At 67.7% G+C, this 26267-nt stretch carries 25 protein-coding genes; 24 read left to right on the forward strand and 1 reads right to left on the reverse strand.

Annotated elements, in window-relative coordinates:
* From ACQG3P_RS01690 to ACQG3P_RS01725, 8 genes are all read left to right on the forward strand, one after another.
* On the forward strand, nt 1-313 hold a 313-nt coding region (locus ACQG3P_RS01690), incomplete at its 5' end, for a flagellar basal body-associated FliL family protein (protein ID WP_426804014.1).
* Between the two features lie 9 nt (nt 314-322).
* Complete coding sequence (gene fliM / locus ACQG3P_RS01695; protein ID WP_068851665.1) at nt 323-1330, forward strand: flagellar motor switch protein FliM; 1008 nt, start codon at nt 323-325, stop codon at nt 1328-1330.
* Nucleotides 1327-1668, forward strand: coding sequence for a flagellar motor switch protein FliN (fliN, locus tag ACQG3P_RS01700; RefSeq protein ID WP_068851662.1), 342 nt, complete (start codon nt 1327-1329; stop codon nt 1666-1668). Before fliM ends, fliN begins: the two co-directional genes overlap by 4 nt.
* Nucleotides 1665-2066, forward strand: a complete 402-nt coding sequence (gene fliO, locus ACQG3P_RS01705) for a flagellar biosynthetic protein FliO (protein WP_068851659.1) — start codon at nt 1665-1667, stop codon at nt 2064-2066. Before fliN ends, fliO begins: the two co-directional genes overlap by 4 nt.
* 2 nt (nt 2067-2068) lie before the next feature.
* Nucleotides 2069-2851, forward strand: coding sequence for a flagellar type III secretion system pore protein FliP (fliP, locus tag ACQG3P_RS01710; protein WP_068851657.1), 783 nt, complete (start codon nt 2069-2071; stop codon nt 2849-2851).
* A 7-nt stretch (nt 2852-2858) separates the two neighbouring features.
* Nucleotides 2859-3128, forward strand: a complete 270-nt coding sequence (locus tag ACQG3P_RS01715; RefSeq protein ID WP_017356083.1) for a flagellar biosynthetic protein FliQ — start codon at nt 2859-2861, stop codon at nt 3126-3128.
* Nucleotides 3129-3135: 7 nt separating this feature from the next.
* On the forward strand, nt 3136-3927 hold the full coding sequence (gene fliR, locus ACQG3P_RS01720) for a flagellar biosynthetic protein FliR (protein ID WP_217537454.1): 792 nt from the start codon (nt 3136-3138) through the stop codon (nt 3925-3927).
* A 208-nt stretch (nt 3928-4135) separates the two neighbouring features.
* Nucleotides 4136-6277: a putative bifunctional diguanylate cyclase/phosphodiesterase gene (locus tag ACQG3P_RS01725; RefSeq protein ID WP_426804015.1), complete on the forward strand. Its 2142-nt coding sequence runs from the start codon at nt 4136-4138 to the stop codon at nt 6275-6277.
* Here the strand turns inward: ACQG3P_RS01725 and ACQG3P_RS01730 are convergent.
* A complete protein-coding gene (locus ACQG3P_RS01730) occupies nt 6274-7101 on the reverse strand; it encodes an EamA family transporter (protein WP_426804016.1) in 828 nt (275 codons plus the stop codon). The genes ACQG3P_RS01725 and ACQG3P_RS01730 overlap by 4 nt on opposite strands.
* 397 nt (nt 7102-7498) lie before the next feature.
* Here ACQG3P_RS01730 and flhB point away from each other — a divergent pair, with 397 nt between their 5' ends.
* The 16 genes from flhB to ACQG3P_RS01810 form a co-directional block, all read left to right on the forward strand.
* A complete protein-coding gene (gene flhB, locus ACQG3P_RS01735) occupies nt 7499-8629 on the forward strand; it encodes a flagellar biosynthesis protein FlhB (protein ID WP_426804017.1) in 1131 nt (376 codons plus the stop codon).
* Nucleotides 8626-10731, forward strand: coding sequence for a flagellar biosynthesis protein FlhA (gene flhA, locus ACQG3P_RS01740; protein WP_426804018.1), 2106 nt, complete (start codon nt 8626-8628; stop codon nt 10729-10731). The genes flhB and flhA overlap by 4 nt, the downstream gene beginning before the upstream one ends.
* Before the next feature lie 151 nt (nt 10732-10882).
* The gene (locus ACQG3P_RS01745) at nt 10883-12757 is read left to right on the forward strand and encodes an AAA family ATPase (protein WP_426804019.1); all 1875 of its coding nucleotides are present in this window, start codon (nt 10883-10885) and stop codon (nt 12755-12757) included.
* Nucleotides 12744-13631, forward strand: coding sequence for a MinD/ParA family ATP-binding protein (locus tag ACQG3P_RS01750; RefSeq protein ID WP_068851643.1), 888 nt, complete (start codon nt 12744-12746; stop codon nt 13629-13631). The genes ACQG3P_RS01745 and ACQG3P_RS01750 overlap by 14 nt, the downstream gene beginning before the upstream one ends.
* Nucleotides 13628-14374: an RNA polymerase sigma factor FliA gene (locus ACQG3P_RS01755; RefSeq protein ID WP_068851640.1), complete on the forward strand. Its 747-nt coding sequence runs from the start codon at nt 13628-13630 to the stop codon at nt 14372-14374. Before ACQG3P_RS01750 ends, ACQG3P_RS01755 begins: the two co-directional genes overlap by 4 nt.
* 16 nt (nt 14375-14390) lie before the next feature.
* Nucleotides 14391-14783 carry a chemotaxis response regulator CheY gene (cheY, locus tag ACQG3P_RS01760; RefSeq protein ID WP_068851637.1) on the forward strand — a complete coding sequence of 131 codons (393 nt, stop codon included), beginning with the start codon at nt 14391-14393 and terminating at the stop codon, nt 14781-14783.
* Nucleotides 14783-15397: a protein phosphatase CheZ gene (locus ACQG3P_RS01765; RefSeq protein ID WP_068851634.1), complete on the forward strand. Its 615-nt coding sequence runs from the start codon at nt 14783-14785 to the stop codon at nt 15395-15397. The genes cheY and ACQG3P_RS01765 overlap by 1 nt, the downstream gene beginning before the upstream one ends.
* Before the next feature lie 4 nt (nt 15398-15401).
* Nucleotides 15402-17234, forward strand: a complete 1833-nt coding sequence (locus tag ACQG3P_RS01770) for a chemotaxis protein CheA (RefSeq protein ID WP_249834239.1) — start codon at nt 15402-15404, stop codon at nt 17232-17234.
* Nucleotides 17235-17348: 114 nt separating this feature from the next.
* Nucleotides 17349-18089: a flagellar motor protein gene (locus tag ACQG3P_RS01775; protein ID WP_068851628.1), complete on the forward strand. Its 741-nt coding sequence runs from the start codon at nt 17349-17351 to the stop codon at nt 18087-18089.
* A 1-nt stretch (nt 18090) separates the two neighbouring features.
* Nucleotides 18091-19083 carry a flagellar motor protein MotD gene (motD, locus tag ACQG3P_RS01780; protein WP_426804020.1) on the forward strand — a complete coding sequence of 331 codons (993 nt, stop codon included), beginning with the start codon at nt 18091-18093 and terminating at the stop codon, nt 19081-19083.
* Nucleotides 19084-19087: 4 nt separating this feature from the next.
* Entirely contained in the window at nt 19088-19870 is a 783-nt protein-coding gene (locus ACQG3P_RS01785; protein WP_307107031.1) for a ParA family protein, read from the forward strand.
* The gene (locus tag ACQG3P_RS01790; protein ID WP_426804021.1) at nt 19867-20907 is read left to right on the forward strand and encodes a chemotaxis protein CheW; all 1041 of its coding nucleotides are present in this window, start codon (nt 19867-19869) and stop codon (nt 20905-20907) included. Before ACQG3P_RS01785 ends, ACQG3P_RS01790 begins: the two co-directional genes overlap by 4 nt.
* Nucleotides 20908-20986: 79 nt before the next feature.
* Nucleotides 20987-21295 carry an STAS domain-containing protein gene (locus ACQG3P_RS01795; protein ID WP_068851616.1) on the forward strand — a complete coding sequence of 103 codons (309 nt, stop codon included), beginning with the start codon at nt 20987-20989 and terminating at the stop codon, nt 21293-21295.
* Nucleotides 21292-21657, forward strand: a complete 366-nt coding sequence (locus tag ACQG3P_RS01800; RefSeq protein WP_038688521.1) for a response regulator — start codon at nt 21292-21294, stop codon at nt 21655-21657. The genes ACQG3P_RS01795 and ACQG3P_RS01800 overlap by 4 nt, the downstream gene beginning before the upstream one ends.
* A gap of 48 nt (nt 21658-21705) precedes the next feature.
* A complete protein-coding gene (locus ACQG3P_RS01805; protein ID WP_426804022.1) occupies nt 21706-23688 on the forward strand; it encodes a chemotaxis protein CheA in 1983 nt (660 codons plus the stop codon).
* 589 nt (nt 23689-24277) lie between these two features.
* A partial coding sequence (locus tag ACQG3P_RS01810; RefSeq protein WP_426804023.1) for a methyl-accepting chemotaxis protein occupies nt 24278-26267 on the forward strand: 1990 nt, incomplete at its 3' end.

Raw genomic sequence — 26267 nt, forward strand, 5'->3', positions numbered from 1 at the left:
TTACTTCGGCCTCGAACCCCCGTTCGTCGTCAACCTCAGCAGCAGCTTCGACGGCCCCCGCTACCTCCAGGTCGAAGTCCAGCTCATGACCCGCGACCCGGCCGCCCTTGAAGCCATCAAGCTTCACGCCCCCGCCATCCGCGCCAAACTGCTCATGCTGTTCTCCCAGGTCGAACCGGCCCAGATCGCCGACCGCGCCGGCAAAGAACGCCTGCAGGCCGACTCCCTGGCCGAAGTGCAGAAACTGCTCAAAGCCGAAACCGGCAGCAAGGGCGTCGACGAACTGCTGTTCACCAGCTTCGTCACCCAGTAAGGGCATCCCATGAATGACCTGCTTTCCCAGGACGAAATCGATGCCCTGCTGCATGGCGTCGATTCCGGCGCCGTCGAAACCGAAGTCGACGCCATCGCCCCCGGCGAAGCGCGCAACTACGATTTTGCCAGCCAGGACCGCATCATCCGGGGGCGCATGCCGACCCTGGAAATGGTCAACGAGCGCTTCGCCCGCCTCTGGCGCATCGGCCTGTTCAACCTGATCCGCCGCTCCGCCGAACTGTCCGTGCGCGGCATCGAACTGATCAAGTTCAACGACTACATGCACTCCCTGTATGTACCGACCAACCTCAACCTGATCCGCTTCAAGCCCCTGCGCGGCACCGGCCTCATCGTCTTCGAACCGACCCTCGTGTTCGCCATCGTCGACAACTTCTTCGGCGGCGACGGGCGCTACCCCACCCGCATCGAAGGCCGCGAATTCACCGCCACCGAAATGCGCGTCATCCACCTCCTGCTCAAGCAGACCTTCGCCGACCTGCGCGAAGCCTGGGCCCCGGTGATGGATGTCGAACTCGAATACATCAACTCCGAAATCAACCCCCACTTCGCCAACATCGTCACCCCCCGCGAATACGTCGTGGTCTGCCGCCTGCATGTCGAACTCGACGGCGGTGGCGGCGACATCCACGTCACGTTGCCGTACTCGATGCTCGAACCGATCCGCGAACTGCTCGACGCCGGCATCCAAAGCGACCGCAACGACCGCGACGAAAGCTGGGGCACCATGCTGCGCGAACAGCTCAACATCGCCGAAGTCACCCTCTCCAGCGTGCTCGCCACCAAACGCATGAGCCTGCGTGACCTCACCCAGCTCAAGATCGGCGACATCCTGCCCATCGACCTGCCTCCCCACGTGCCGCTGTGCGTGGAGAACATTCCCGTGTTCACCGGCCAGTTCGGGGTCGCCAACGGCATGAACGCCGTGAAGATCACCGCTACCCATCCCCCGGGCACCCGCCCGCGCGCTCCCGTTATCCAGGAAGACCCGCAATGAACGACGACATCGAAACCAACGAACCGGCACCGGCGCAGTTCACCACCCTGCAGTCCGACGAGACCAGCGGTGGCCCGGATCTGAACCTCGACGTGATCCTCGACGTACCGGTCACCCTGTCGCTGGAAGTCGGCCGCGCCCGCCTGCCCATCCGCAACCTGCTGCAGCTCAACCAGGGCTCGGTGGTCGAACTGGAACGCGGCGCCGGCGAATCGCTCGACGTGTTCGTCAACGGCACCCTCATCGCCCACGGCGAAGTCGTGGTCATCAACGACCGCTTCGGTGTGCGCCTCACCGACGTGGTCAGCCCCAGCGAACGGATCCGGAGACTGCGTTGATTTCCCTGGCACTCATTGCCGCCGGTGCACCGGCGGCCAAGGTCGGCCAGCACGCCGCCGCGGCACCCAGCATGTTCGGCGCCGTGCTCGCACTGCTGGCCGTGCTGGCGCTGATCGTCGGCCTGGGCTGGGTGCTCAAGCGCATGCCCGGCAGCGGCTTCAAGCCCGCCGACGGCCTGCGCGTGGTGGCCAGCCTCAACGTGGGTGCCAAGGAACGCGTCGTCGTCGTCGATATCAATGGCGAACAGCTGCTGCTCGGCGTCACCGCCGGCGGCATCAACACCCTGCACCGCCTGCCCGAACCGCTGCCCACCCCGGAACCGGCGCGCCTGCCGGATTTCAAGAACCTGCCGAATTTCGCCCAGCTGCTGCAACAGCGGCTGCGCAAGGAAAAATGATCATGCGTGGCCCCCGTGCATCCTGGACCCGTTACCTGCCGTTGCTGCTGACCCTGCTGCTGTGCGCGTTGCCCGCGCTGGCGATGGCCGCGCCCGGCGCGCCCGCCGTGCCCAACCTGCCCGACGTGAATGTCGGCAAGATCGGGGGCGCCCCGGTCAGCCTGCCGCTGCAGACCCTGCTGCTGATGACCGCGATCACCCTGATCCCGTCGATGCTGCTGGTGCTTACCGCCTTCACCCGCATCATCATCGTGCTGGGCCTGCTGCGCCAGGCACTGGGCACCGGCCAGACTCCGTCCAACCAGGTGCTGCTCGGCCTGGCCCTGTTCCTGACCGCCATGGTCATGCTGCCGGTGTGGCAGAAAGCCTGGGGCAGCGGCATGGCGCCCTACCTCAACGGCGAGATCGACTTCCAGACCGCCTGGACCCTCACCACCCAGCCGCTGCGCGCCTTCATGCTGGCCCAGATCCGCGAAACCGACCTGATGACCTTCGCCGGCATGGCCGGGCATGGCACCTACGCCAGCCCCGATGCCATTCCGTTCCCGGTGCTGGTCGCCTCGTTCGTCACCAGCGAACTGAAAACCGCCTTTGAAATCGGCTTCCTGATCTTCATCCCGTTCGTGATCATCGACCTGGTCGTGGCCAGCGTGCTGATGTCGATGGGCATGATGATGCTCTCGCCGATGCTGGTCTCGGCGCCCTTCAAGATCCTGCTGTTCGTGCTGGTCGACGGCTGGGTACTGGTGGTCGGCACCCTCGCCGCCAGCTTCAACGCCGTCTGAGGTCGTCATGACACCCGAACTTGCCCTGACCGAACTGCGCGGCGGCCTGATCACCGTGCTGTGGGTGGCCGGCCCGCTGCTGTTGACCGTCCTGATCGTCGGCGTGGTGGTCGGCGTGGTGCAGGCCGCCACCCAGCTCAACGAACCCACCATTGCCTTCGTGGCCAAGGCCGCCGCGCTCACCGCGGTGCTGTTCGCGCTGGGCAGCCTGCTGATCGGCCACCTGGTCGAATACACCACGCTGCTGTTCCAGCGCATACCGCACCTGATCGGATAGCCCCGCGATGGATTCGGCAACCCAGATGGCCGCCGACGGGCTCAACGCCTTCGGCATGATCGGCACCGTGCTGTGGACCATGCTGCGCATCGGCGCCATGATCATGGCCATGCCGCTGGTCGGCAGCCGCGCGGTGCCGGCACGGGTGCGCGTGATGCTGTCCGGCGCACTGGCCATCGCGCTGTCGCCGATGCTGCCGCCCGTCCCGGCCTGGACCGGTTTTGACGCGGCCACCGTGCTCAGCATCGCGCGCGAACTGGCCATCGGCATCTCCATCGGCTTCCTGCTGCGGCTGGTGTTCGAGGCCGGGGCCATGGCCGGCGAACTGGTCTCGCAGGGCACCGGCCTGGCCTTCGCGCAGATGAGCGATCCGATGCGCGGCGGCACCTCGGGCGTGATCGGGCAGTGGTTCTATCTTCTGTTCGGCCTGCTGTTCTTTGCCGCCAACGGACATCTCGCGTTGATCTCACTGTTGATGGACAGCTACAAGGCCGTGCCGATCGGCGCATCGCTGCCCGACCTTGATGCGTTCATCAGCACCGCGCCCACGTTCCTGCTGCAGGTGCTGCGCGGTGCGTTGACGCTGTCGCTGCCGATCACGGTCGCCATGTTGGCGGTGAACCTGGCCTTCGGCGTGCTGGCGCGTGCCGCACCCGCGCTCAACCCGATCCAGCTGGGCCTGCCGGTCGCCCTGTTGCTGGGCCTGTTCCTGCTGACCGTGCTTGCCGGTGAAATGGGCCCCCCGGTGCAACGCCTGTTCGACGCCGCGTTCCAGACCGCCGACGGCCTCACCCGCTAGCGCCGGCCCCGTCGCGTACGCGCCCGTATGCAAAACAGGTGACGGTCGCGTGATGGCCGCATGAAATTTGGCCGGATTTGCGCTTGCTTTCGCCCCCTCCTGTGTCGTTAACATGCGCTCACGGCAGGGGGAACGTGCCTGAGCAGTCCGCGCAGACGCGCGGTCCAGTCTTTTTAGATTGCAGCTGTGTACGCCAGGGAGAGTCATGATGCTCGTCGGCAGTTACACCCCATGGTTGGTCGTGGTTTCGCTGCTGGTCGCCATCATGGCGTCCTTCACCGCGTTGGACATGGCCAATCGGGTCACCACCGCGCCTTCGCCAAGGATCAGCGTGCTGTGGCTGCTGGGCGGTGGGTGCGCCATGGGCCTGGGAATCTGGTCCATGCACTTCATCGGCATGCTGGCCTTCAAGCTGCCCATTCCATTGGGGTACGACCTTGAACTGACCGCGGTATCGTTGCTGGCGGCGATCGCCTCCTCGATCTTCGCGCTCTGGCTGGTCTCACGCGCCACGTTGCCGCATTCGCGCCTGGCGCTGGGTGCATTGCTGATGGGCAGCGGCATCGCCAGCATGCACTACCTGGGCATGGCGGCCATGCTCATGCGCCCGGGCATCGAATACCACCCGGGCTGGTTCACCCTCTCTCTCATCATTGCAGTGGCGGCGTCGTGGGTCGCGCTGTACGTCGCCTTCCGCCTGCGCCACAACGACACCCGGCTGCAGCATCGCCTGGCGCCGGCGGTGGTGCTGGGCGCGGCGATCGTCGGCATGCACTACACCGGCATGGCCGCGGCACGGTTCCCCGCCGACAGTGTGTGCGGCGCCGCCGCCGGCACCGGCCTGCAGACCCAGTGGCTGGGGGCGCTGGTGATGGTGCTCACCATCGGCATCCTGGCCGTGGTGCTGCTGGTGTCCTGGCTGGACCAGCGGCAGCAGGCGCAGCTGCTGCGGTTGCGCAACCTGCACCTGCGCACGTCGCTTGACGATGCGCATGCAGAGCTCAGCCAGGCCGCCCTGCACGATCCGCTGACCCACCTGCCCAATCGCCTGCTGCTGCAGCAGCGCATTGAACAGGCCCTGGTGGATGCCGAACAACGTGGCGGGCGTTTCGCGGTGATGTTCATGGACCTGGATGGCTTCAAACAGGTCAACGACGCCTACGGTCACCAGACCGGCGACGCCCTGCTGGTCGCGGTGGCCACGCGCACCCGCCAGCTGCTGCGTGCCGCCGACGTGATGGCCCGCCTGGGCGGCGACGAGTTCGTGCTGGTGGTCGGCATCGACAACGACGAGGACGTGTCCAGCCTGGCCAGCAGCATCATCCAGGCCGTGGGCACCGGCAACCTGGTGCCCGGGCATGAGCTGCAGGTCACCGCCAGCATCGGCATTGCCATCTGCCCCGACCACGCCACCACCGAACGCCAGTTGATGGGGTATGCCGACGCGGCGATGTACCAGGCCAAGGAGGCCGGACGCAACGCCTTCGTGGTGTTCGCCGAGTGGATGAGCGACAGCGCCGAACAGCAGTTCCGGCTGCTGGCCGACCTGCGCCGCGCGATCCAGGCCAACCAGCTGTTCCTGCACTACCAGCCCAAGGTCCGGGTCAGCACCCACCAGGTCTGTGGCGCCGAGGCCCTGGTCCGCTGGAACCACCCCGAGCACGGGCTGATTCCACCGGATCGTTTCATCCGCCTGGCCGAACGCAGCGGGGTCATCCACGAGATCGGGCGCTGGGTGCTCAACGAAGCCTGCCGCCAGCTGCGCCGCTGGCATGACGCCGGCCATGACAGCTGGTCGGTATCGGTGAACCTGTCGCCGATCCAGTTCGGCTCCCCGAACCTGCTCGGCGAGATCAGCGACGCGCTGAAGCTGCACCGGGTGGAACCGCGCCGGCTGGTCCTGGAGATCACCGAAAGCGCGGTGATGCGCGACACCGAGACCAGCCTGCGCCTGCTGCAGGCGCTGGCGCGGCTGGGTGTGGGCATTTCCATCGACGATTTCGGCACCGGCTATTCCAGCCTGCTGTATCTCAAGCGCCTGCCGGCCACCGAGATCAAGATCGACCACGCCTTCGTGCGCGACCTGGAAAACAGCTCCGAAGACGTGGTGATCGTCTCGGCCATCGTGGCGCTGGGGCATGCGCTGGACATGGACATCGTGGCCGAAGGCGTGGAAACCGCCGGCCAGCGTTCCTACCTGGAGCGGCTGGGCTGCGACTTCCTGCAGGGCTACCTGCTCGGCCGCCCGGTCGACGCCGAGCGCTTCCTGCAGCTCCACGACCTGCCACGCCCACGGATGGTGGTGTCACAGGACCACAAAGCCTCGCAGGGCGGGCATTTCCTGGATTAGCCGCACACGCGCAACACCACCGCTCCTGCAACGATCAATCCGGCGGCGACCCAACGTTGTCGGGTGACCCGTTCGCGTAACACCAACGCAGAGATCAGCACGCCAAACAGGATCGAGGTCTCGCGTAGCGCCGAGACCATCGCCACAGGCGCCTGCGTCATCACCCAGAGCACCACGCCGTAGGATGTCAGCGTACCTACGCCGCCGACGAGGCCGTAGCCCCAGTTCGATCGTGCATAGGCGAAAAGCTGCGGCGCGCGGGTAGCGAGGGCCCAGACCGGCAATGGCAGCCCCGACAGCAGGAACAGCCACAAGGTGTAGCCCAGCGCCGAACCGGACTGCCGCGCCCCCAAGGCGTCTACCAGCGTGTAAGTGGCAATCACTCCGGCGTTGAGCAGAGGCAGCCATATCTGCCGACGCACGATCCCGTGCGACATGCACAGAATACCGAAGCAGATCAGCCCGATGCCGGCCCATGCCAACCCCGGCAGGCGCTCGCCGAGAACGACCCCGCCCACCAGCGCCACCAGGATCGGCGCGCAACCCCGCATCAACGGATAGGCCGCGCTCATGTCGGTCACCCGGTAGGTGCGCGCCACCAGCAGGTAATACCCCGCCTGCAGCACGGTCGACGCAGCCAGCCACGGCCAGCTGCGCGGATCCGGTGCGGTCACGAAAGGCAGGCAGAGCGCCGCGATCAACGCCGCCGAGCCGGTCACCAGGATCGTGGTGAACAGCGTATCGCTGCCGCGTTTGACGATGGCGTTCCAGCTGGCATGCAGCAGCCCGGCCAACAGGACAACGCAGAACAGGAAAGGCGACATCGATTACCGCAGCAGTCAGTTGAACCTGGATGATGCCATCGATGATGCCGGTGGCGCCGGGCTGTTGGGCTGTTGCTGGTAGGGTCGCATCCCGATCGACTGCACGTGGATTGCCCGCGTTCGATGGCGGCATGACCTCCGTCGGGGAACGCTTCTGCGCTTCCCGTCATGCGTTACCGGACGTTGACCCCGTATCGGCGGTCGTTTGGGAACCGACCCTACTCTCCCGTCGCCGTCGCCGTCGCCGTCGCCGTCACCATCACGATCACGATCACGATCCCGATCCCGAGCCAGAGCTCGATCACTGTCCCTGTCACGTGCTTTGCTCCCGGCACCTCGTCCGCAATGGAACACTTCTTGCACCACCCCGGGTAATCCCCGCGGTGCCCTGCTCCCGATGTCCGACGAAGAACAAGCCGGCGAAAAAACCGAACAACCTACCGAAAAACGCCTGCGCGATGCCCGTGAACAGGGCAACATCCCGCGTTCACGCGAGCTGGCCACCGCCGCCGTGTTCGGCGCCTCGGTGCTGGCGCTGATGGCGTTTTCCGGGGGCATGGCCAGCAGCGCCAAGGACTGGATGAAGCTGGCCCTGACCCCGGAACCGGGCCTGCGCTTCGAGCCGCTGGGGTTGTTCAACCATTTCGGGCACCTGTTCCTGCAGCTGATGCTGGCCCTGTGGCCGCTGCTGCTGGTCTGCCTGCTGGCCAGCTTCCTGGCCCCGGTAGCCATGGGCGGCCTGCGCTGGTCGAACAAATCGCTGATGCCGCAGTTCAACCGGCTCAGCCCGATGGCCGGCATGAAGCGCCTGTATGGCGCCGAAGCCATCGGCGAATTCACCAAATCCCTGCTGCGCATCGTGTTCGTCGGCACCGCCGCCGGGCTGGTGGTCTGGCATGGCATCCGCGGGCTGCGCGACCTGGTCCACCAGCCGCTGGAGGCGGCCATGGTCCACGGGCTGGGCTTCACCCTGAAACTGATGCTGGCCACCGGCGGCGCCATGATGCTGCTGGCCGCCATCGACGCCCCGTACCAGCGCTGGAACTGGATGCGCAAGCTGAAGATGACCCGCGAAGAGCTGCGCCGGGAAATGAAGGAAAGCGAGGGCAGCCCGGAAGTGAAGGGCCGCATCCGCCAGCTGCAGCAGCAGATGTCCAACCGCCGGATGATGGAAGCGGTGCCCACCGCCGACGTAGTGGTGGTCAACCCCACCCACTACGCGGTGGCCCTCAAATACGACGGCGGCAGGATGGGCGCCCCCACCGTGGTGGCCCTGGGCGTGGACGAAACCGCCCTGCGCATCCGCCAGGTGGCCGACGGCAACAAGGTCGCCATCGTCTCGGCCCCGCCTTTGGCACGCGCCTTGTATCGGGAAGGTCAACTTGGAAAGGAAATTCCCGTGAGACTGTATTCGGCCGTTGCCCAGGTGCTGTCATACGTCTACCAGCTGCGTACCTGGCGGGGTGGACCGATGCCGGCCGCGCCCAGCATCGACGTGGATGAGTTCGGCAAGGGAGGCCGCCCATGAGCGCCCAGCCCGCCGGCATGAACACCCGCCGCGCCCTGGACATGATCCGCCAGGGCCTGGGCGCCCCGCTGATCGTGCTGGCCCTGCTGGCCATGGTGGTGGTGCCGCTGGCCGCCCCCGTGCTGGATGCGCTGTTCACCTTCAACATCGCCATCTCGCTGATGGTGCTGCTGGCGGTGGTGTACGTGAAGCGCCCGCTGGATTTCACCATCTTCCCGATCGTGCTGCTGATCACCACCATGCTGCGGCTGGCGCTGAACGTGGCGTCCACCCGCGTGATCCTGCTCAACGGCCAGAATGGCCACGAAGCGGCCGGCAAGGTGATCGCCGCGTTCGGCGAATTCGTCATCGGCGGCAACTACGCCGTGGGCATCGTGGTCTTCGCGATCCTGACCATCATCAATTTCGTGGTGATCACCAAGGGTGCCGGCCGCGTGTCCGAAGTGACCGCGCGCTTCATCCTGGACGCCATGCCCGGCAAGCAGATGGCGATCGACGCCGACCTCAACGCCGGTTTGCTGACGCGTGAAGAAGCCAAGCTGCGCCGTGAAGAAGTCCGCGAGGAAGCCGACTTCTACGGCGCCATGGACGGTGCCAGCAAGTTCATCCGCGGCGATGCCATCGCCGGCATCCTCATTCTTTTCATCAACATGATCGGCGGCCTGGCGGTCGGCGTGCTCCAGCACGGCATGCCGTTTGGCGAAGCCGCAGCCACCTACACCCTGCTGTCGATCGGTGACGGCCTGGTGGCGCAGCTGCCGGCACTGCTGGTGTCCTCGGCCGTGGCCATGCTGGTCACCCGCGCCTCGCGCTCGCAGGACATGGCCCAGGCCATGATGGGCCAGGTGTTCGGACAGCACCGCGCTCTGACCATCGCCGCGGCGATCCTGGGCCTGGTCGGCCTGGTCCCTGGCATGCCCAACGTCGCCTTCTTGACGCTGGCTGCCATCCTCGGCTTCATCGCCTGGAAGCTCTGGAAGAAGAGCCAGGCGGCCGAGCGCGCCGCCGCCGCGCCTGCGGCCGGCCCTACCAATGCGCTGGGCCTGCCCGGCGCCAGCAGCCCCTCGCCCACCGCCGAACTGACCTGGGACGAACTGCGCCCGGTCGATCCGCTGGGCCTGGAAGTGGGCTACCGGCTGATCCCGCTGGTGGACAAGAACCAGGGCGGCGAACTGATGGCGCGCATCAAGGGCGTGCGCCGCAAGCTCACCCACGACATCGGCTTCCTGATTCCGTCGGTGCACATCCGTGACAATCTGGAACTGGGCGCCAGCGCCTACCGGCTGCTGATCCACGGCGTGCCGGTGGCCACCGCCGAAATCCACCCCGACCGCGAACTGGCCCTGGACCCGGGCAGCGCGCTCGGCGCGCTGGAAGGCATTGCCGGCAAGGACCCCGCGTTCGGCCTGGATGCCACCTGGATCCAGCCGCACCAGCGCGCCCACGCCGAATCGATGGGCTACACCGTGGTCGACCCGGCCACCGTGGTCGCTACCCACCTCTCGCACCTGATCCGCGAACACGCCCCGGAACTGCTCGGCCACGAAGAGGTGCAGCAGCTGCTGGCCAACCTGGCCAAGAGCGCGCCCAAGCTGGTCGAAGACCTCACCCCCAAGGCGCTGCCGCTGTCGGTGGTGGTGCGGGTGCTGCAGAACCTGCTGATCGAACGCATCCCGGTGCGCCAGCTGCGCAAGATCGCCGAATCGCTGGTGGAGAACGCGCCGATGAGCCAGGACCCCGGCGTACTGACGGCCGCCGTGCGCAACGCGCTGGGCCGTTTCATCGTCCAGGAGATCGCCGGCATGTCCGCCGAGCTGCCGGTGTTCACCCTCAACCCGCAACTGGAACGCGTCTTGCAGGAGTCCACTCAGGGCAACGGCGCCGCGCTGGAACCCGGACTCGCTGAGCGACTGCACCAGAGCCTGGCCGAATGTGTCAGCAAGCAGGAAGCGAAGAACGAGCCCGCGGTGGTGCTGGTGCCCGGTCCGGTACGTGCCGCGCTGGCACGGCTGGTACGCCACAGCGTTCCGTCGCTGTCCGTGCTGGCCTACAGCGAGGTCCCCGAGGACAAGCGGCTGAAGCTGGTCGGCACGATCAGCTGAGCCGGAACTCCGACAGCAACGCGTCAGAAAACAGACACCCCCATTTCGCAATCACCGCAGCAGGACAAGAAGGGAAACCCGGACCGTGCAGACCACCGACAACCAGCGCTTCCCTTCCACCCCCCAGCCGCCCCAGTCCCGGTACCACAGCATGAAAATCAAACGCTTCGTCGCTCCCGATATGCGCTCTGCCATGAACCTGGTGCGCAAGGAACACGGTCCGGATGCCGTGATCCTGTCCAATCGCCGGATCGAGGAAGGCGTGGAAATCGTGGCCGCGGCGAACTATGACGAAGGCGCGGTGCAGCGTGCGCTGGAAGCGGCGCGCAAGGACGTGGCGCCGCCGCCGCCGGCCCCGCGCCCGCGCAACGCCGCCGATGCGGTGATCGCCGCGGTGACCCGCCGCAAGGCACCGGCCGCCGCGCCGGAACCGGTGGCGGCCACCACCTCGGCCGTGGCCGCCCTCGCCCGCGCCGCCGTGGGCGCCACCGGCCGCACCCTGGACAGCGCCAACGAAATCGTACCGCCGCCGGGCAGCAGCGGCTTTGCCGCCACCCTGGCCCGCGCCAACGTGCAGCCGGCCACCCAGCTGCCAGAACAGATCTTCGCCCCGTTCAATGTTGAACAGGCTGCCGTCGCCGAACGCGCCGTGGTTAAGCCGGTCGCCGACGCCGCACCGGTGGCCGTGGAAGCACCGGTCCGCGCCGCTGCGCCGGCCCCGGCCAACCGCGCCCGCTTCATCATCGACCCGCCGCTGGACGAAGCACCGCTGTTCGAGATGCACGCGCCGGCAGGCCGCAGCAGCGTCCCGCCGCAGCTGCCGCAGATGCCGGCACAGCAGATGCAGCGGGCTCCGCTTGAAGCCCCGGCGGCGCCGCTGTGGGAAACCGTGCCGGTGGTCCCGGCCGCGGCCAGCCCGGCCATCCAGATCGACGATTCGGCGGTGTTTGCCGTGCCCGCTCCGCTGGTTGTGGACGACATCGCCGCGCCGGTCGCCGCCATGAGCGTTGCTGCACCGGTCGAGCCGTCGCTGCAGGCCGCCAACGAACCGACGGTGCCGGCCGAGGTCATCACCGCCCCGGTGCCTGCCGTTGCCGCCCCGGTGACCCTGGTCCGCGACGATGAGGAACTGCGCCAGCTGCGCAATGAAGTGGCCGGCATGCGCACCGTCATCGAGCGCGAAATGAACCGCTTCACCGACGAGCGCCTGCGCGGTTCGGCGGTGCGTGCCGCCGCGCTGGACCTGATGGACGAATACGGCTTCGACGCCGGCATCTGCCGCGACGTGGCCCTGCAGATCCCGCTGGACACCGAAGCCCACCGTGGCCGTGGCCTGATGCTGGGGCTGCTGTCCAAGAAGCTGCCGATCGCCCCGGTCGACCCGCTGGAGGCCGGCGGCGTGATCGCCCTGGTCGGCCCCACCGGTGCCGGCAAGACCACCACCATCGCCAAGCTGGCCTCGCGCTTCGCCGAAGCCCACGCCGCCCGCGACGTGGCCCTGGTCACCACCGATACCGCCCGCATCGGCGCCCGCGAACAGCTGTATGGCTTCGGCCGCCAGCTCGGCATCGCCGTGCATGAAGCCAACAGTGGCAGCGACCTGGCCCAGCTGCTGGAGCGCCTGAAGGACTACAAGCTGGTATTGATCGACACCGCCGGCCTGGGCCCGCGTGACCGCGCCCTGGCCGCCCAGCTGCAGTGGCTGCGCGCCGCCCCGCAGATCCGCACCCTGCTGGTGCTCCCGGCCAACACCAGCTTCGGCGACATGGACGAGGTGGTCCGCCGCTTCAGCGGCGCCAACCCGCAGGGCGTGGTGCTGAGCAAGCTGGACGAGACCGGCCGCTTCGGTACCGCCCTGTCGGTGGCCGTCGACCACCGCCTGCCGATCACCTGGGTCACCGATGGCCAGGACGTTCCCGAAGACCTGCACCGGGCCAGTGCAGCCAATCTTGTACTTCGCCTTGAAGATTTGCGCCGCGCGGCCGATATGCCCTGCAACCCGGAGTTGAACCATGCCGTCGCGTGAGTATGAAAACCTGACCAGGACCTTCCCGTTGTCGGCCACCCGCAGCCAGCCGCTGGGCCCGGTCCGCACCATCGCCGTCACCGGCGGCAAGGGCGGCGTGGGCAAGACCAACGTGTCGGCCAACCTGGCCGTGGCGCTGGCCGACATGGGCAAGCGCACGCTGCTGCTGGATGCCGACCTGGGCCTGGCCAACATCGATGTGATCCTGGGCCTGCAGCCCAAGCTGACCCTGGCCGACCTGGTCGCCGGGCGCTGCACGCTGGATGAAGTGATCCTGGAAGGCCCGGGTGGCGTGCTGGTGGTGCCGGCCGCGTCCGGCCGCCGCCACATGGCCGAACTGCAGCCGGCCGAACACGTGGGCCTGGTCAACGTGTTCTCCGAACTGGAACGCGATCTGGACTTCATGGTGGTCGACACCGCCGCCGGCATCACCGACGGCGTGCTCACCTTCTGCCAGGCCGCCCAGGACACTGTGGTGGTGGTCTGCGACGAACCGGCCTCGATCACCGATGCCTATGCGCTGATCAAGGTGCTCTCGCGCGAACGTGGCGTGGACCGCATCCAGGTGGTCGCCAACATGGTGCGTGACCCCAACGAAGGCCGCGTGCTCTACGAAAAGCTGAGCCGGGTCTGCGACAAGTTCCTGGCCGATGTCTCGCTGAACTACCTGGGCTGCGTGCCGCAGGACGACTGGTTGCGCCTGTCGGTGCAGCGCCAGCAGCCGGTGGTGAAGGCCTACCCGTCCAGCCCGTCGGCGCAGGCGATCGCCGAGATCGCCCGGCGCACCGCCCGCTGGCAGGCCCCGACCGAGCCGCGCGGCGGCGTTGAATTCTTCCTGGAACGCATCCTCAAGCAACGCGGGGTGACCGCATGAAAGGCGCCGCACAATACAAAGAGGTGCAGCGCGCCGCTGCCAACGAGTGCATTGCCCAGCACTCGGACCTGGTCCGGCGCATCGCCCACCACCTGGCCGCACGCCTGCCGGCCAGCGTTGAAGTCGACGACCTGATCCAGGCCGGCATGATGGGCCTGATCGAGGCCTCGCGCAGCTACGACGCCGACCAGGGCGCCTCGTTCGAAACCTACGCCTCGATCCGCATCCGCGGCTCGATGATCGACGAGATTCGCCGCGGCGACTGGGTGCCGCGTTCGGTGCACCGCCGTGCCCGCGACGCCGCGTCCACCATCCGTCGGCTGGAGCAGACCACCGGCCGCGCCGCCAGCGCCACCGAAGTGGCCGCCGCGATGGACATGCCGCTGCCCGACTACCTGCGCCTGATGGAAGACGCCGCGCGTGGCCAGGTGCTGAGCCTGGAATCGCGGATCGAAGACCAGGGCGAGCTGGATACCGTCGCCCAGGGCGGCCCGACCCCGCAGCAGGTGCTGGAGCGCGGCGAGTTCGGCCGCGAGCTGGGCAATGCGATCGGCCTGCTGCCCGAACGCGAACAGCTGGTGCTGTCGCTGTACTACGAGCAGGAACTGAATCTGAAAGAGATCGGCGCGGTGCTCGGCGTCAGCGAGTCGCGCGTCTGCCAGATCCATGGCCAGGCAGTGCTGCGCCTGCGTGGCCGACTGAAGATCTTCGAGGCGGCCGACGCCGGCCTCGAGAACACTTGATACCGAGGAAAGTGCTTTGAACAAGAACATGCGTATCCTGATCGTCGACGACTTCTCGACCATGCGTCGTATCGTCAAGAACCTGCTGGGCGATCTGGGCTTCACCAATACGGCCGAAGCCGAGGACGGGCATGCCGCGCTGGCCCTGCTGCAGAGCCAGTCGTTCGATTTCGTGGTCACCGACTGGAACATGCCGGTCATGACCGGTATCGACCTGCTCAAGGCGATCCGCGCCGACGCCAAGCTCAAGACCCTGCCGGTGCTGATGGTCACCGCCGAAGCCAAGCGCGAGCAGATCATTGAAGCCGCCCAGTCCGGCGTCAACGGCTACATCATCAAGCCGTTCACCGCCCAGACCCTGGAAGAGAAGCTCGGCAAGATCTTCGAGCGCCTGGCGGCCAGCGCGTGATGGAAACCCTTCGCGACAAATCGGCGCTGGTGCAGCGCCTGCAGGATGCCCTGGCCGCGCTGGAAAGCGGCGACGAAGCCGGCTGGCGCCGGGAAATCGACGCCCTGGCCGCGCTGCGCACCCAGCCGATGATGGCCGGGCTGAACCGCCTTGCCCGCGAACTGGGCCAGGCGCTGGGCGAACTGCCCACCCTGCCCAGCGAAGCCGGCGAGCTTGACGATGCCTGCGCGCGCCTGGACCACGTGGTGGCGATGACCGAACAGGCCACCCACCGCACCCTGGACCTGGCCGAGGAATGCCGCGCGCTCACCGAGCAGCTGCGTGCCAACGGGCTGAGCCCGGACCAGGACCAGCAGCTGGACCGCATCCGCCACAACCTCACCGAGATCGCGCTCACCCAGAGCTACCAGGATCTCACCGGGCAGATCATCCGCCGCGTGGTGGGCATCGTGCGCCGCGTGCACGAAGGCTTCGGCGCGCTCGGCCTGCCGCCGCCGGACGACAGCGCGCACAAGCGCGACAACGGCCTAGCCGGTCCGGCCGTGAGCGGCCTGGACCGCCATCAGGTGTCACAGGTCGACGCCGACGACCTGCTTTCCGATTTGGGGCTTTGAAACCATGAGTGCTGTTCCAGACGACATTGCTGCAGACTTCATCCTCGAGGCCCAGGAGATCCTGGATCGCCTCGGCGAACAGCTGGTGTCGCTGGAGCAGTCGCCCCAGGACAGCGACCAGCTCAACGCGGTGTTCCGCGGGTTCCACACGCTCAAGGGCGGTGCCGGCTTCCTGGGCATCCAGGCCATGGTCGAGCTGTGCCACGCCGCCGAAGAAACCCTTGGCATGGCCCGCTCGGGCCAGGCCGTGCTGCAGGCCCACCATTTCGACGCCGGCCAGCAATCGCTGGATTACCTGCAGTCGATGCTGGATTCGGTGGCCGCCGGCACCGAGCCGGGCTATGCCCCGCCGGAACTGATCGCGCAGTTCGACGTCAACGGACCGGCCACGCCGGCCCCGGTCGCGACGGCAACCGCCTCCAGCGGCGACCTGATCACCGACGATGAGTTCGAAGCCCTGCTGGATACCCTGCACGGCGGCGCGGCTCCCACTGCCGTGGCGAAAAAGAAAGACGATGGCCTGATCGGCGAAGACGAATTCGAAGCCCTGCTCGACCAGCTGCATGGCGGCGCCGCTCCCGGCGCGCAGAGCGTGGCCGCAGCGGCCCCCGCCCCGGCCATCGCGCCGCGCCCGGTCGCCGCCCCGGCCCCGGCCAAGCCGGCCGCCAACAAGCCGGTGGCCGAAGCCGAACACACCGTGCGCGTGGATACCAAGCGCCTGGATGCCATCGTCAACCTGATCGGCGAACTGGTGCTGTCGCGCAACCGGCTCAAGACCCTGCGTGCGCGCCTGCACGACGAAGAACTGGACCGCGCCGTCTCCACGCTGGATATCGCCACCGCGCGCCTGCAGTCGGCGGTGATGCGTACCCGCATGCAGCCGGTGGGCAAGGTGTTCTCACGCTTCCCCAAGGTCGCCCGCGACGTGGCCCGCAACCTGAAGAAGGAAGTGGAGCTGGAACTGATCGGGGCGGAAACCGAACTGGACCGCAACCTGGTCGAAGCCCTGGCCGACCCGCTGGTGCACCTGGTGCGCAACGCGATCGACCACGGCATTGAAATGCCCGAGCTGCGCGAAGCCCAGGGCAAGACCCGCAGCGGCAACGTGCGCCTGTCCGCGCAGCAGGAAGGCGACTACGTCAGCATTGAAGTGCAGGACGACGGCGCCGGCATCGACCCCGAGCGCCTGCGCGCCAAGGCCCGCGAAAAGGGCCTGATCGATCCCGAAGCCGCCGCCCGCCTGACCAGCGAGGAATGCCTGCACCTGGTGTTCCTGCCCGGCTTCTCGACCAAGCAGGAAGTCACCGATATCTCCGGTCGTGGCGTCGGCATGGACGTGGTGCAGTCGCGCATCCGCGAGCTCAGCGGCCAGATCCAGATCCAGTCCGAACTGGGCCGCGGCAGCCGCTTCATGATCCGCGTGCCGCTCACCCTGGCGATCCTGCCGACCCTGCTGGTGCAGGCCGGCGAGGACGTCTACGCACTGCCGCTGGCACGCGTGATGGAAGTGCTGCACGCGCCGAACACCTCGCTGGGCTGGTTCGACGGCCGCGCCGTGCTCGACCGCAGGACCCACACCCTGCCGCTGGTGGACCTGCGCCACTGGCTCGATGTGGATCCGGCGCCCTCGCCCCTGCTCACCATCGTGGTGCTGCAGGCCGGCGAAGCCCGCTTCGGGCTGGTGGTGGACCAGGTGCGCGGCCGCGAGGAAGTGGTGATCAAGCCGCTGCCCAAGGCCCTGCGCGGCCTGCGCGGCTACGCCGGCGCCACCCTGATCGGCGACGGCCGCATGTCCCTGATCCTCGACGTGGACGGCCTGCGCACCCCGCACGATTGATCCAGGGCCACCGCATCGACGGGTGCCCCCAACGCGTAGAGCCACGCCATGCGTGGCTGAACCGCCGATAGCCCCACAACTCAAGTCCCCCCCAAGCAAGCCGATATCGGACAAATGGACAGACTCAGCCTCATTGGACTTTTCCTCGCCCTGGCCTCGCTGGTCGGCGGTAGCATCCTCAAGGGTGCCGGGCTGGCGTCGCTGTGGTCCCCTGCCGCCTTCGTGATCGTCATCGTCGGCACGCTGGCCGCCATCCTGCTGCACACCTCGCCGGCTGTGTTCAAGCACGCCTTCAAGATCGTGCGCTGGGTCGTGCGCCCGCCGGCCAGCGACCGTGCCGAGCTGATCCGCCAGATCGTGGAATGGAGCAACATCGCCCGCCGCCAGGGCCTGCTCGGCCTGGAAGCCCAGGTCGACGCCCAGGACGATCCGTTCCTGCGCAAGGGCCTGCAGCTGCTGGTGGACGGCGTGGAGCCGGAAACCATCCGGCACATGATGGAAATCGAACTGGGCAGCCAGGAAAGCCAGGACCTGGCCGCCTCCAAGGTGTTCGAAGGCATGGGCATCTACGCGCCCACGCTGGGCATCATCGGCGCCGTGCTCGGCCTGATCGCGGTGATGAAGAACCTGGCCGACCCGAGCAAGCTCGGCCACGGCATCGCCGCTGCGTTCACCGCCACCATCTACGGCATCGCCTCGGCCAACCTGTTGTTCCTGCCGGTGTCGGCCAAGCTCAAGAGCGTGATCCACCACAACAGCCGCGACCGCGAAATGATCATCGAAGGCCTGATCTCGATTGCCCAGGGCGAGAACCCGCGCAACATCGAGACCAACCTGTCGGGGTTCCTGCACTGACATGGCCCGCCGCAAAGCCCACGAAGAGCATGCCAACCATGAGGCCTGGGCGATTCCCTACGCCGACCTCATGACGCTGCTGCTTGCCTTCTTCGTGGTCATGTACGCCATCTCCTCGCTCAACGAAGGCAAGTACCGGGTCATGGCCGATGCGCTGACCACCGCCTTCGGTGGCGCGCCGCGCACCATCAACCCGGTGCAGGTCGGCAACCAGCAGGTGCAGGGCGGCGGCTGGGACAGCCCCTCGGTGATCAAGGCGGGCAACCGCGTTGGCCCGTCGGCACCGTCGCCCAGCAACGACCCCACCCTGCTGCCGGCGATGGCCTCGCAGATGCGCATGCCGGTGTCGGTGCACAACCAGCAACAGCTGCAGGCTGCAGAGCGCCAGCTCAACAGCATCGCCGACCGCCTCACCGCGACGCTGGCACCGCTGATCGACCGCGGCATGATCACCGTGCGCCGCACCGAGCTGTGGATCGAGGTGGAGATCAACAGCGACATCCTGTTCACCACCGGCTCGGCCACGCTCGACGTGCACGCACGCGACACCCTGTCTTCGCTGGCCCAGGTGTTGCACGACGCGCCCAACGGCGTGCGCGTGGAAGGCCACACCGATGATGTGCCGATCGCCACCGCGCTGTTCCCGTCCAACTGGGAACTGTCGGCCGCACGTGCGGCCAGCGTCGTGCACCTGTTCGCCGACCAGGGCGTGCAGCCGGCGCGGCTGGCGATGGTCGGCTATGGCCAGTTCCGCCCGCGCGAAGACAACACCAGCGCGCAGGGCCGCAACCGCAACCGCCGGGTGATGGTCATCATCCTGGCCGACACCGCGCAGGGCACGGACCCGCTGGGCCCGCAGCTCACCGCCGAAACCGGCAGCGCGCCGGCGCCGGCCACGCCCTCCCCCGTTTCCCCCCTCGCCCCGGTGCAGCTGCCACCGGTGCCGGCCGGCAGCCGCGTTGGCGCCGCCGTTCCCCCCGCAATGAAGGAGTAAGCCGATGCGTATCTGGGCAATCGCCAACCAGAAGGGCGGCGTGGGCAAGACCACCACCACCCTCGCGCTCGGCCGCGGCCTGGCCGCCCTGGGCCACCGCGTGCTGCTGATCGACCTCGATCCGCACTCCTCGCTGACCCGCGCTTTCGGCGTGCCGCTGGATCCGCCGCCGGCCGGCGTACTGGAGCTGTTCGGCACCCCGCCTGCGGAACTGGGCAGCCTGGCCCATGGCAGCCAGGTGCCTGGCCTGGACTTCATCTGCGCGCAGGCCGCGCTGGCCACGCTGGAACGGCGCAGCGCCAACCAGCCCGGCCTGGGCCTGGCCCTGCAGCACGCAATGACCCGCCACCAGGGCCAGCACGACTACATCCTGCTCGACTGCGCGCCCACGCTGGGCCTGCTGATGATCAACGCGCTTGCCGCAGCCGATCGCCTGATCATTCCGACCCAGGCCGAGCCACTGGCCCTGCACGGCCTGGATGGCATGGTGCGGACCGGCGAGATGGTCGAGCGTTCGCGCCGCCGCCCACTGCCGATGTCGATCCTGCCGACCCTGTTCGACCGCCGCACCCGCGCCGGCAACGAAACCGTCAAGCAGATGCAGGACCGCCACGGCCACCGCGTGTGGGAAGACGCCATTCCGGTGGATACGCGCATCTGCAACGCCGCCAGCCTGACCGTGCCGGCGACCTCCGACGACTACCCGGGCCGTGGCCTGGCCGCGTACCGGCGTGCGCTGGAATGGATCCTGGCCGACGATGCGCTGCAGATGGAGCGCGCGGCATGAACAGCACCGGCGTACTCGACGACTATCTCGAGGAACTGCTGGGCGATGCCGTGCCGGTGACTGCCGTGACGACCATCGACACGGAAGACGCCAGCAGCGCACCCGCCTTCGACACCCCGACCTCACCGGGCGCACCCGCCGCCATGGCGTTGCTGGACGAACTGATGAACGACCCGGCACTGGGTCCCGTGGTGGAGGCTGCTGCTCCAGCGGCGGAGTTTGATACGCCCACCTCACCGGGCGCGCCGGCCCACCTGGCCCTGCTGGACGAACTGCTCAACGACCCGGCCCTGGGCCCGGTAGACGTGGCAGCGGCGGTAGACGTGGCAGCGGCGCCCGATGCCTCGCGCCCCAGTTGGGACGATCTGCCAGCGGAAGCGCTCCACGACACTGTGCCGGTGGCCGTGGCGGCGCCCGTGCGCGCAGCGGTCCCGGTCGCTGCCCCGGCACCGGTCTCCCGCACTGCACCGCCGCCGCCCCCATCCGTGGCCGCACCGCGCCCGGTGGCACCCGCTCCCGTTCCCGCCCCCTCCGGCCGCCCCAGCAGCTGGCAGGAGCTGCAGGCCCAGGCCCGCAACCCGGCCTCCAGCCCCCGCGGCGATCGCCGCGCCGCCGAGCGCACCTCGCGCTGGCTGCGCCTGCGCTGCGGCCCCCAGGCCTACGCGCTGGAGCTGCTGAAGGTGCAGGAGGTGGTGCTGCCGGTACCGCTGCTGCCGCTGCGCGGCACCCCGTCGGCGATGCTGGGCATCATGAACCTGCGCGGCCAGGTGGTGCCGGTGATGGACCTGGGCATCCACCTGGGCACCGGTCCCGCCAGCGACGACGCCAACACCCGCATCGTGGTGCTGGAAGAGGACGGCGAGACCATGGGCCTGCGCGTATCGGCCGTGGAAGACGTGGCCAACCTCACCGATTCGCAGATCGAACCGCCCGATACGGCGCGGATCTGCCAGATCTCCAACGACCTGTTCCGCGGCGTGGCCCGGGTCACGGCCCAGCCGATGATCCTGCTGGATGCCACGCAGCTGTTGAATTGATCCAGCGTGGCCGGACCGCCCCTAAAGGTTTCCAGAAATACGCCGTTATAGACCTCGGAACCGTTTGTCCGGAGCAACGATGAGCACTGTGGCCCTGGGTGATGATCTCGGAATCGAGACCAGCACCGAGCTCAAAACACGCCTGGCCCCCTTGGTGGACCAGGGCGGCGACCTGACGCTGGATGCCAGCCAGGTGGGCCGTATCCATACCGCGTCGGTGCAGGTCCTGTGCGCGTTCGTCGAGGCCCGCCGCCTGGCCGGCCACCCGACCGCGTTCGACGGCTGCACGGCCACCTTCCGCGATGCCGCGCGCCTGCTCGGTGTCACCCAGGCCCTGGGCCTGGACGCAACCCATGACAACCTGAAATCTGTGGAGAACGCGGCATGAGCGCACGTATCTTGGTGGTGGACGATTCGGCGTCAATGCGCCAGATGGTTTCCTTCGCCCTCACCTCGGCCGGCTTTTCCGTCGAGGAAGCCGAAGACGGCGCCGTCGCCCTGGGCCGGGCCAAGGGCCAGCGCTTCAACGCGGTGGTGACCGACGTGAACATGCCGAACATGGACGGCATCTCGCTGATCCGCGAGCTGCGCCAGCTGCCGGACTACAAGTTCACCCCGATGCTGATGCTGACCACCGAATCGGCCGCCGACAAGAAATCCGAAGGCAAGGCGGCTGGTGCAACCGGCTGGCTGGTCAAGCCGTTCAACCCGGAACAGCTGGTCGCGACCGTCCAGAAAGTCCTGGGCTGATCCCCACCCGCCTTCCCCTCCCCCTTTGGTAACCGGACCCGAACGCCCATGAGCATGGACCTGCAACGCTTCCACGCCACCTTCTTCGAGGAAAGCCGCGAGGGCCTGGACGCGATGGAAGCGGGCCTGCTGGCACTGGAATCGGGCCAGCAGGATCCGGAAATCATCAACTCGGTGTTCCGCGCCGCGCACTCCATCAAGGGCGGCGCCGGCACCTTCGGATTCGACGCCATCGCCGCGCTGACCCACGTGCTGGAAACGCTGCTGGACGAACTGCGCGCCGGCAAGCGTGCGCTGGAAGCGGCGGCCGTGGATGCCATGCTGTCGTCGGTGGACGTGCTGCGCGCCCTGCTGCGCGAAGCCGAACACGGCCAGCCGGCCGATCCGCAGGCGGTGGCCGCCGTCAAGGCACGCCTGGAAGCGGTGCTGTCCGGCCAGGCGCCGAGCGCGGCCGCGCCGGCTGCCGCCAAGGTCGATGACACCCCTGAAGCGTGGCAGATCGGTTTCGTGCCGGCGCCGTCGCTGTTCATGAGCGGCAACGATCCGCTGCGCATCATCCGGGAACTGGAACACCTGGGCTCGCTGCAGGTCGCCGCGCGACTGGAACGCCTGCCCGGCTTCGACCAGCTCGACCCGCTCGAAGCCCACCTGGCATGGGACCTGGGCCTGGTCGGCAAGGTGCCTCGCAGTAAGATCGAAGACACCTTCGCCTGGGTCGTCGACGACTGCGAACTGGACATCCGTCCGGCCGCACCGCCGAGCCTGGCCACCAGCGCCCCCGCCGCCGCGCCAGCTGCCCCCGTGGCCGCCCAAGCAGCGCCTGCCGCCGCAGCCGCGGCCGCACCGGCTGCCACCAGCGAAGCGGAAACCTCCATCCGCGTCGCCGTGGAAAAGGTCGATGCGCTGATCAACCTGGTCGGCGAACTCGTCATCACCCAGGCCATGCTCAAGCAGGTCTCGCACGCCCTGGACCCGGTGCATGCCGAGCAGCTGTTCGCCGGCCTGGACCTGCTGGAACGCAACACCCGCGACCTGCAGGAAGCGGTGATCGGCGTGCGCATGCTGCCGGTGGACGCGGTGTTCCGCCGCTTCCCGCGCCTGGTCCGCGATCTCTCTTCTCGCCTGGGCAAGCACGTGCGCCTGCGCACCATCGGCGAAGGCACCGAGCTGGACAAGGGCCTGATCGAAAAGATCGCCGATCCGCTGGTGCACCTGGTGCGCAACTCGATCGACCACGGCCTGGAAATGCCCGACGTCCGCCGCGACGCCGGCAAGGACGAAACCGGCACCATTACCCTGGCCGCATCGCACCAGGGCGGTCACATCGTCATCGAAGTCAGCGATGACGGCCGTGGCCTGAACCGCGACAAGATCCTGGCCAAGGCGCTCGAACGCGGCTTGGCCGTGCCGGACAACCCCACCGATGCGCAGGTCTGGGACCTGATCTTCCAGCCTGGCTTCTCCACCGCCGATGCCGTCACGGATCTGTCTGGTCGTGGCGTGGGCATGGACGTGGTCCGCCGCAACATCCAGGCGCTGGGTGGCGAAGTGCAGCTGGAAAGCAGGGCCGGCAATGGCACCCGCGTGCTGATCCGCCTGCCGCTCACCCTGGCCATCCTCGACGGCATGACCGTGGCGGTGGCGGGTGAAACCGTGATCCTGCCGCTGGCGTACGTGCTGGAAGCACTGCAGCCGCAGCCGGAAGACGTGCGTTCGATGGCCGGCGAAGGCCGTGTGCTGCGCGTGCGTGGCGAGTACCTGCCGATCCTGTCGCTGAGCGAGTATTACGGCTTCGGCCGCCGCACCACCGATGATTCGCTGGTGGTGGTGGTGGAAGGCGATGGCCAGAAGATCGCGCTGGAAGTGGACGAACTGGTCGGCCAGCAGCAGGTGGTGGTCAAGAACATCGAGAACAACTACCGGCGTATCAGCGGTGTGTCCGGTGCGACCATTCTCGGCGACGGCCGCGTTGCGCTGATCGTGGATATCGGTGGCCTGGTGCGCTCGCTGCGGGTGCCGCAGGCGGCGTAAGCGTCCCTGGCTCTGCCGGCTCGAAACGCCCCCGTTTGGTGACGGGGGCGTTTTTTTTTGCCGGACGCCTGATGGGTGGCTTCGGTTTGCTCTGAACGTTGGACCCATGACGCCAACCGTTCGCACGTGGGCTTCGGATGCTTGGGCCGCGCTGCGCGCGGTGTCCGGCCAACGGCCGGGGCTACGAATTGTTACGGGCCCATCCAGATCATGATCAATCAACCAGAAGCGGTAGCCCCGGCCGTTGGCCGGATGCTCTTCGTTCCGGCGGCATGAACGTTGGACGGAAAAACGTGATGTCGGTCGGACGCGATACGGCTGCGTATCGGTGACCCATTCGCCACCGCATGGCAAACCCATTGGTATTGCTTGCTTTCGCAACCAACGACCGCAACCCGCGCCGCTGCGTGGGTCACGAAAAAATGTGACATCGCGCACTCAAGAAACCCGCCCGCGCCGCCGTTATCCGCAATAGCGATGACACATTCATCGCCAGCCTGACGCCCTACCGCTTCGCCGCCTTCGCCCCTTGCCCTTCCGCCCAGCGTTCCCACGGCTGTGCGCCCCTGCCCTGCCCGGAGTTTCCCGCATGAAGTGGTTCCATGATCTGCCCATCAGCCGCAAACTCGCGGTCGGGTTCACCCTCACCACCCTGATGACGATCGCGCTGGGCGTCTTCGCCCTGGTGCGCCTGAACAGCCTCAACGCCGAACTCGCCGCGATGGCGAGCAACGACATTCCGTCCGTGCAGCACCTGGGCGAAGTCCGCGCGCAGCTGGGTGAGTTGCGCACCTTTGAACTGGCCCAGCTGAGCATGCTGGACCAGCCGGACAAGGTCGCCGACTACAACAAGCGCATGGATGCCACCGCCAAGACCGTGCGCGACGAGCTGGGCGCCTACGCCGCCCTGCCGGCCGGCGAAAAGGAGAAGGGCCTCTACAGCAAGGTTGCCGCCGACCTCGAGGCCTACTTCGCCGCCAATGCCGAGATGCGCGCGGCCGTCGCCGCCGCCGATGGCGTACTGGCCCAGCAGATCTCCGATGAGAAGTCGCGCCCAGCGCGCCGCAAGATGTTCGACGACCTCAAGGAGCTCGGCGCCTTCAGCAGCGGCCTGATGCAGGCGAAGATCGCCGACGCCAATGCCACCCACCACAGCAGCGTGGTGGCCATCATCACCAGCATCGTGCTGCTGTCGCTGCTCGCCGTGGCGATGGGCGTGGTGATCTCGCGCGCGGTGACCCGGCCGATCCGCCAGGCCATGCAGGCCATCCAGGCGGTCGCCCGTGGCGACCTGACGGTGAACATCGCCTCCAGCACTACCGCCGACGAAGCCGGCCGTATGCTGGCGGCCACCCGCGACATGACCCTGATGCTGCGCCGCTACTCCAGCGAAACCCAGCAGATGGTGGAAATGCACGCCGGCCCGGACATCAGCCACCGCATTCCGGAAGACTTCCCGGGCGTGTACGGCCAGCTGGCCGTGGGCGTGAACACCGTGATCTTCGAGCACCTGGACTCGATCAAGGACGCCATCAACGTGCTCAACCAGTACGCGGCCGGCGACCTGTCGCAGAACGCGCGCCGCCTGCCGGGCACCCGCGCGATCCTGCATGAATCGATGGACGCGGCGAAGGCCAGCCTGCTGGCGATCAACACCCAGATCCAGACCCTGGCCCAGGCTGCGGCCGCCGGCGACTTCAGCCAGCGCGGCGATGCACTGCGCTTCGACCACGACTTCCGGGTCATGATCGAGCACCTCAACACCATGATGGAAGTGGCCGACGGCAACCTGTCGCAGCTGTCGCACCTGCTGCAGGCCATCGCCAACGGCGATCTCACCGCACGCATGCAGGGCCAGTTCCACGGCGTGTTCGCAACCATGCGCGACGATGCCAACACCACCGTGGCCCAGCTGACCCAGATCGTCAGCCGCATCCAGCACGCCTCGGGCAGCATCAGCACCGCCGCCGGCGAGATCGCCTCGGGCAACAACGACCTGTCGCGCCGTACTGAACAGCAGGCCGCCAACCTGGAAGAAACCGCCGCCTCGATGGAGGAACTGACCTCCACCGTGCGCCAGAACGCCGAACACGCCCGCCAGGCCAACCAGCTCGCCATCGGCGCGCACTCGGTGGCCTCGCAGGGCGGCGAAGTGGTCGGCAAGGTGGTCAGCACCATGCACGAGATCGACGCCTCCTCGCGCCGCATCGCCGACATCATCACCGTCATCGACGGCATTGCGTTCCAGACCAACATCCTGGCGCTGAACGCGGCGGTGGAAGCCGCCCGCGCCGGCGAACAGGGCCGCGGCTTCGCCGTGGTCGCCTCCGAAGTACGCACCCTGGCCCAGCGCTCGGCCAGCGCGGCCAAGGAGATCAAGGGCCTGATCGACGAGTCGGTCGGCAAGGTCGCCGAGGGCTCGGCCCTGGTCAACCAGGCCGGTGCCACCATGGGCGAGATCGTGGCCTCGGTGCAGCGCGTGACCGACATCATGGCCGAGATCTCGGCCGCCTCGCAGGAACAGTCGGCCGGCATCGAGCAGGTCAACCAGACCGTGATGCAGATGGACGAAACCACCA

Origin of the sequence: Stenotrophomonas sp. SrG (assembly GCF_050031795.1) — a bacterium.
Taxonomy (GTDB): Bacteria; Pseudomonadota; Gammaproteobacteria; order Xanthomonadales; family Xanthomonadaceae; genus Stenotrophomonas; species Stenotrophomonas rhizophila_A.

Coding starts and splice junctions, on each gene's coding strand:
- fliP (WP_068851657.1), top strand. CDS start 2,069: ATGCGTGGCCCCCGTGCATCCTGGACCCGTTACCTGCCGTTGCTGCTG.
- ACQG3P_RS01775 (WP_068851628.1), top strand. CDS start 17,349: ATGGACAGACTCAGCCTCATTGGACTTTTCCTCGCCCTGGCCTCGCTG.
- fliR (WP_217537454.1), top strand. CDS start 3,136: ATGGATTCGGCAACCCAGATGGCCGCCGACGGGCTCAACGCCTTCGGC.
- ACQG3P_RS01725 (WP_426804015.1), top strand. CDS start 4,136: ATGCTCGTCGGCAGTTACACCCCATGGTTGGTCGTGGTTTCGCTGCTG.
- ACQG3P_RS01745 (WP_426804019.1), top strand. CDS start 10,883: ATGAAAATCAAACGCTTCGTCGCTCCCGATATGCGCTCTGCCATGAAC.
- ACQG3P_RS01755 (WP_068851640.1), top strand. CDS start 13,628: ATGAAAGGCGCCGCACAATACAAAGAGGTGCAGCGCGCCGCTGCCAAC.
- ACQG3P_RS01750 (WP_068851643.1), top strand. CDS start 12,744: ATGCCGTCGCGTGAGTATGAAAACCTGACCAGGACCTTCCCGTTGTCG.
- ACQG3P_RS01790 (WP_426804021.1), top strand. CDS start 19,867: ATGAACAGCACCGGCGTACTCGACGACTATCTCGAGGAACTGCTGGGC.
- fliM (WP_068851665.1), top strand. CDS start 323: ATGAATGACCTGCTTTCCCAGGACGAAATCGATGCCCTGCTGCATGGC.
- flhA (WP_426804018.1), top strand. CDS start 8,626: ATGAGCGCCCAGCCCGCCGGCATGAACACCCGCCGCGCCCTGGACATG.
- ACQG3P_RS01765 (WP_068851634.1), top strand. CDS start 14,783: ATGGAAACCCTTCGCGACAAATCGGCGCTGGTGCAGCGCCTGCAGGAT.
- ACQG3P_RS01770 (WP_249834239.1), top strand. CDS start 15,402: ATGAGTGCTGTTCCAGACGACATTGCTGCAGACTTCATCCTCGAGGCC.
- flhB (WP_426804017.1), top strand. CDS start 7,499: ATGTCCGACGAAGAACAAGCCGGCGAAAAAACCGAACAACCTACCGAA.
- ACQG3P_RS01785 (WP_307107031.1), top strand. CDS start 19,088: ATGCGTATCTGGGCAATCGCCAACCAGAAGGGCGGCGTGGGCAAGACC.
- ACQG3P_RS01715 (WP_017356083.1), top strand. CDS start 2,859: ATGACACCCGAACTTGCCCTGACCGAACTGCGCGGCGGCCTGATCACC.
- ACQG3P_RS01805 (WP_426804022.1), top strand. CDS start 21,706: ATGAGCATGGACCTGCAACGCTTCCACGCCACCTTCTTCGAGGAAAGC.
- fliN (WP_068851662.1), top strand. CDS start 1,327: ATGAACGACGACATCGAAACCAACGAACCGGCACCGGCGCAGTTCACC.
- ACQG3P_RS01795 (WP_068851616.1), top strand. CDS start 20,987: ATGAGCACTGTGGCCCTGGGTGATGATCTCGGAATCGAGACCAGCACC.
- ACQG3P_RS01800 (WP_038688521.1), top strand. CDS start 21,292: ATGAGCGCACGTATCTTGGTGGTGGACGATTCGGCGTCAATGCGCCAG.
- ACQG3P_RS01730 (WP_426804016.1), bottom strand. CDS start 7,101: ATGTCGCCTTTCCTGTTCTGCGTTGTCCTGTTGGCCGGGCTGCTGCAT.
- motD (WP_426804020.1), top strand. CDS start 18,091: ATGGCCCGCCGCAAAGCCCACGAAGAGCATGCCAACCATGAGGCCTGG.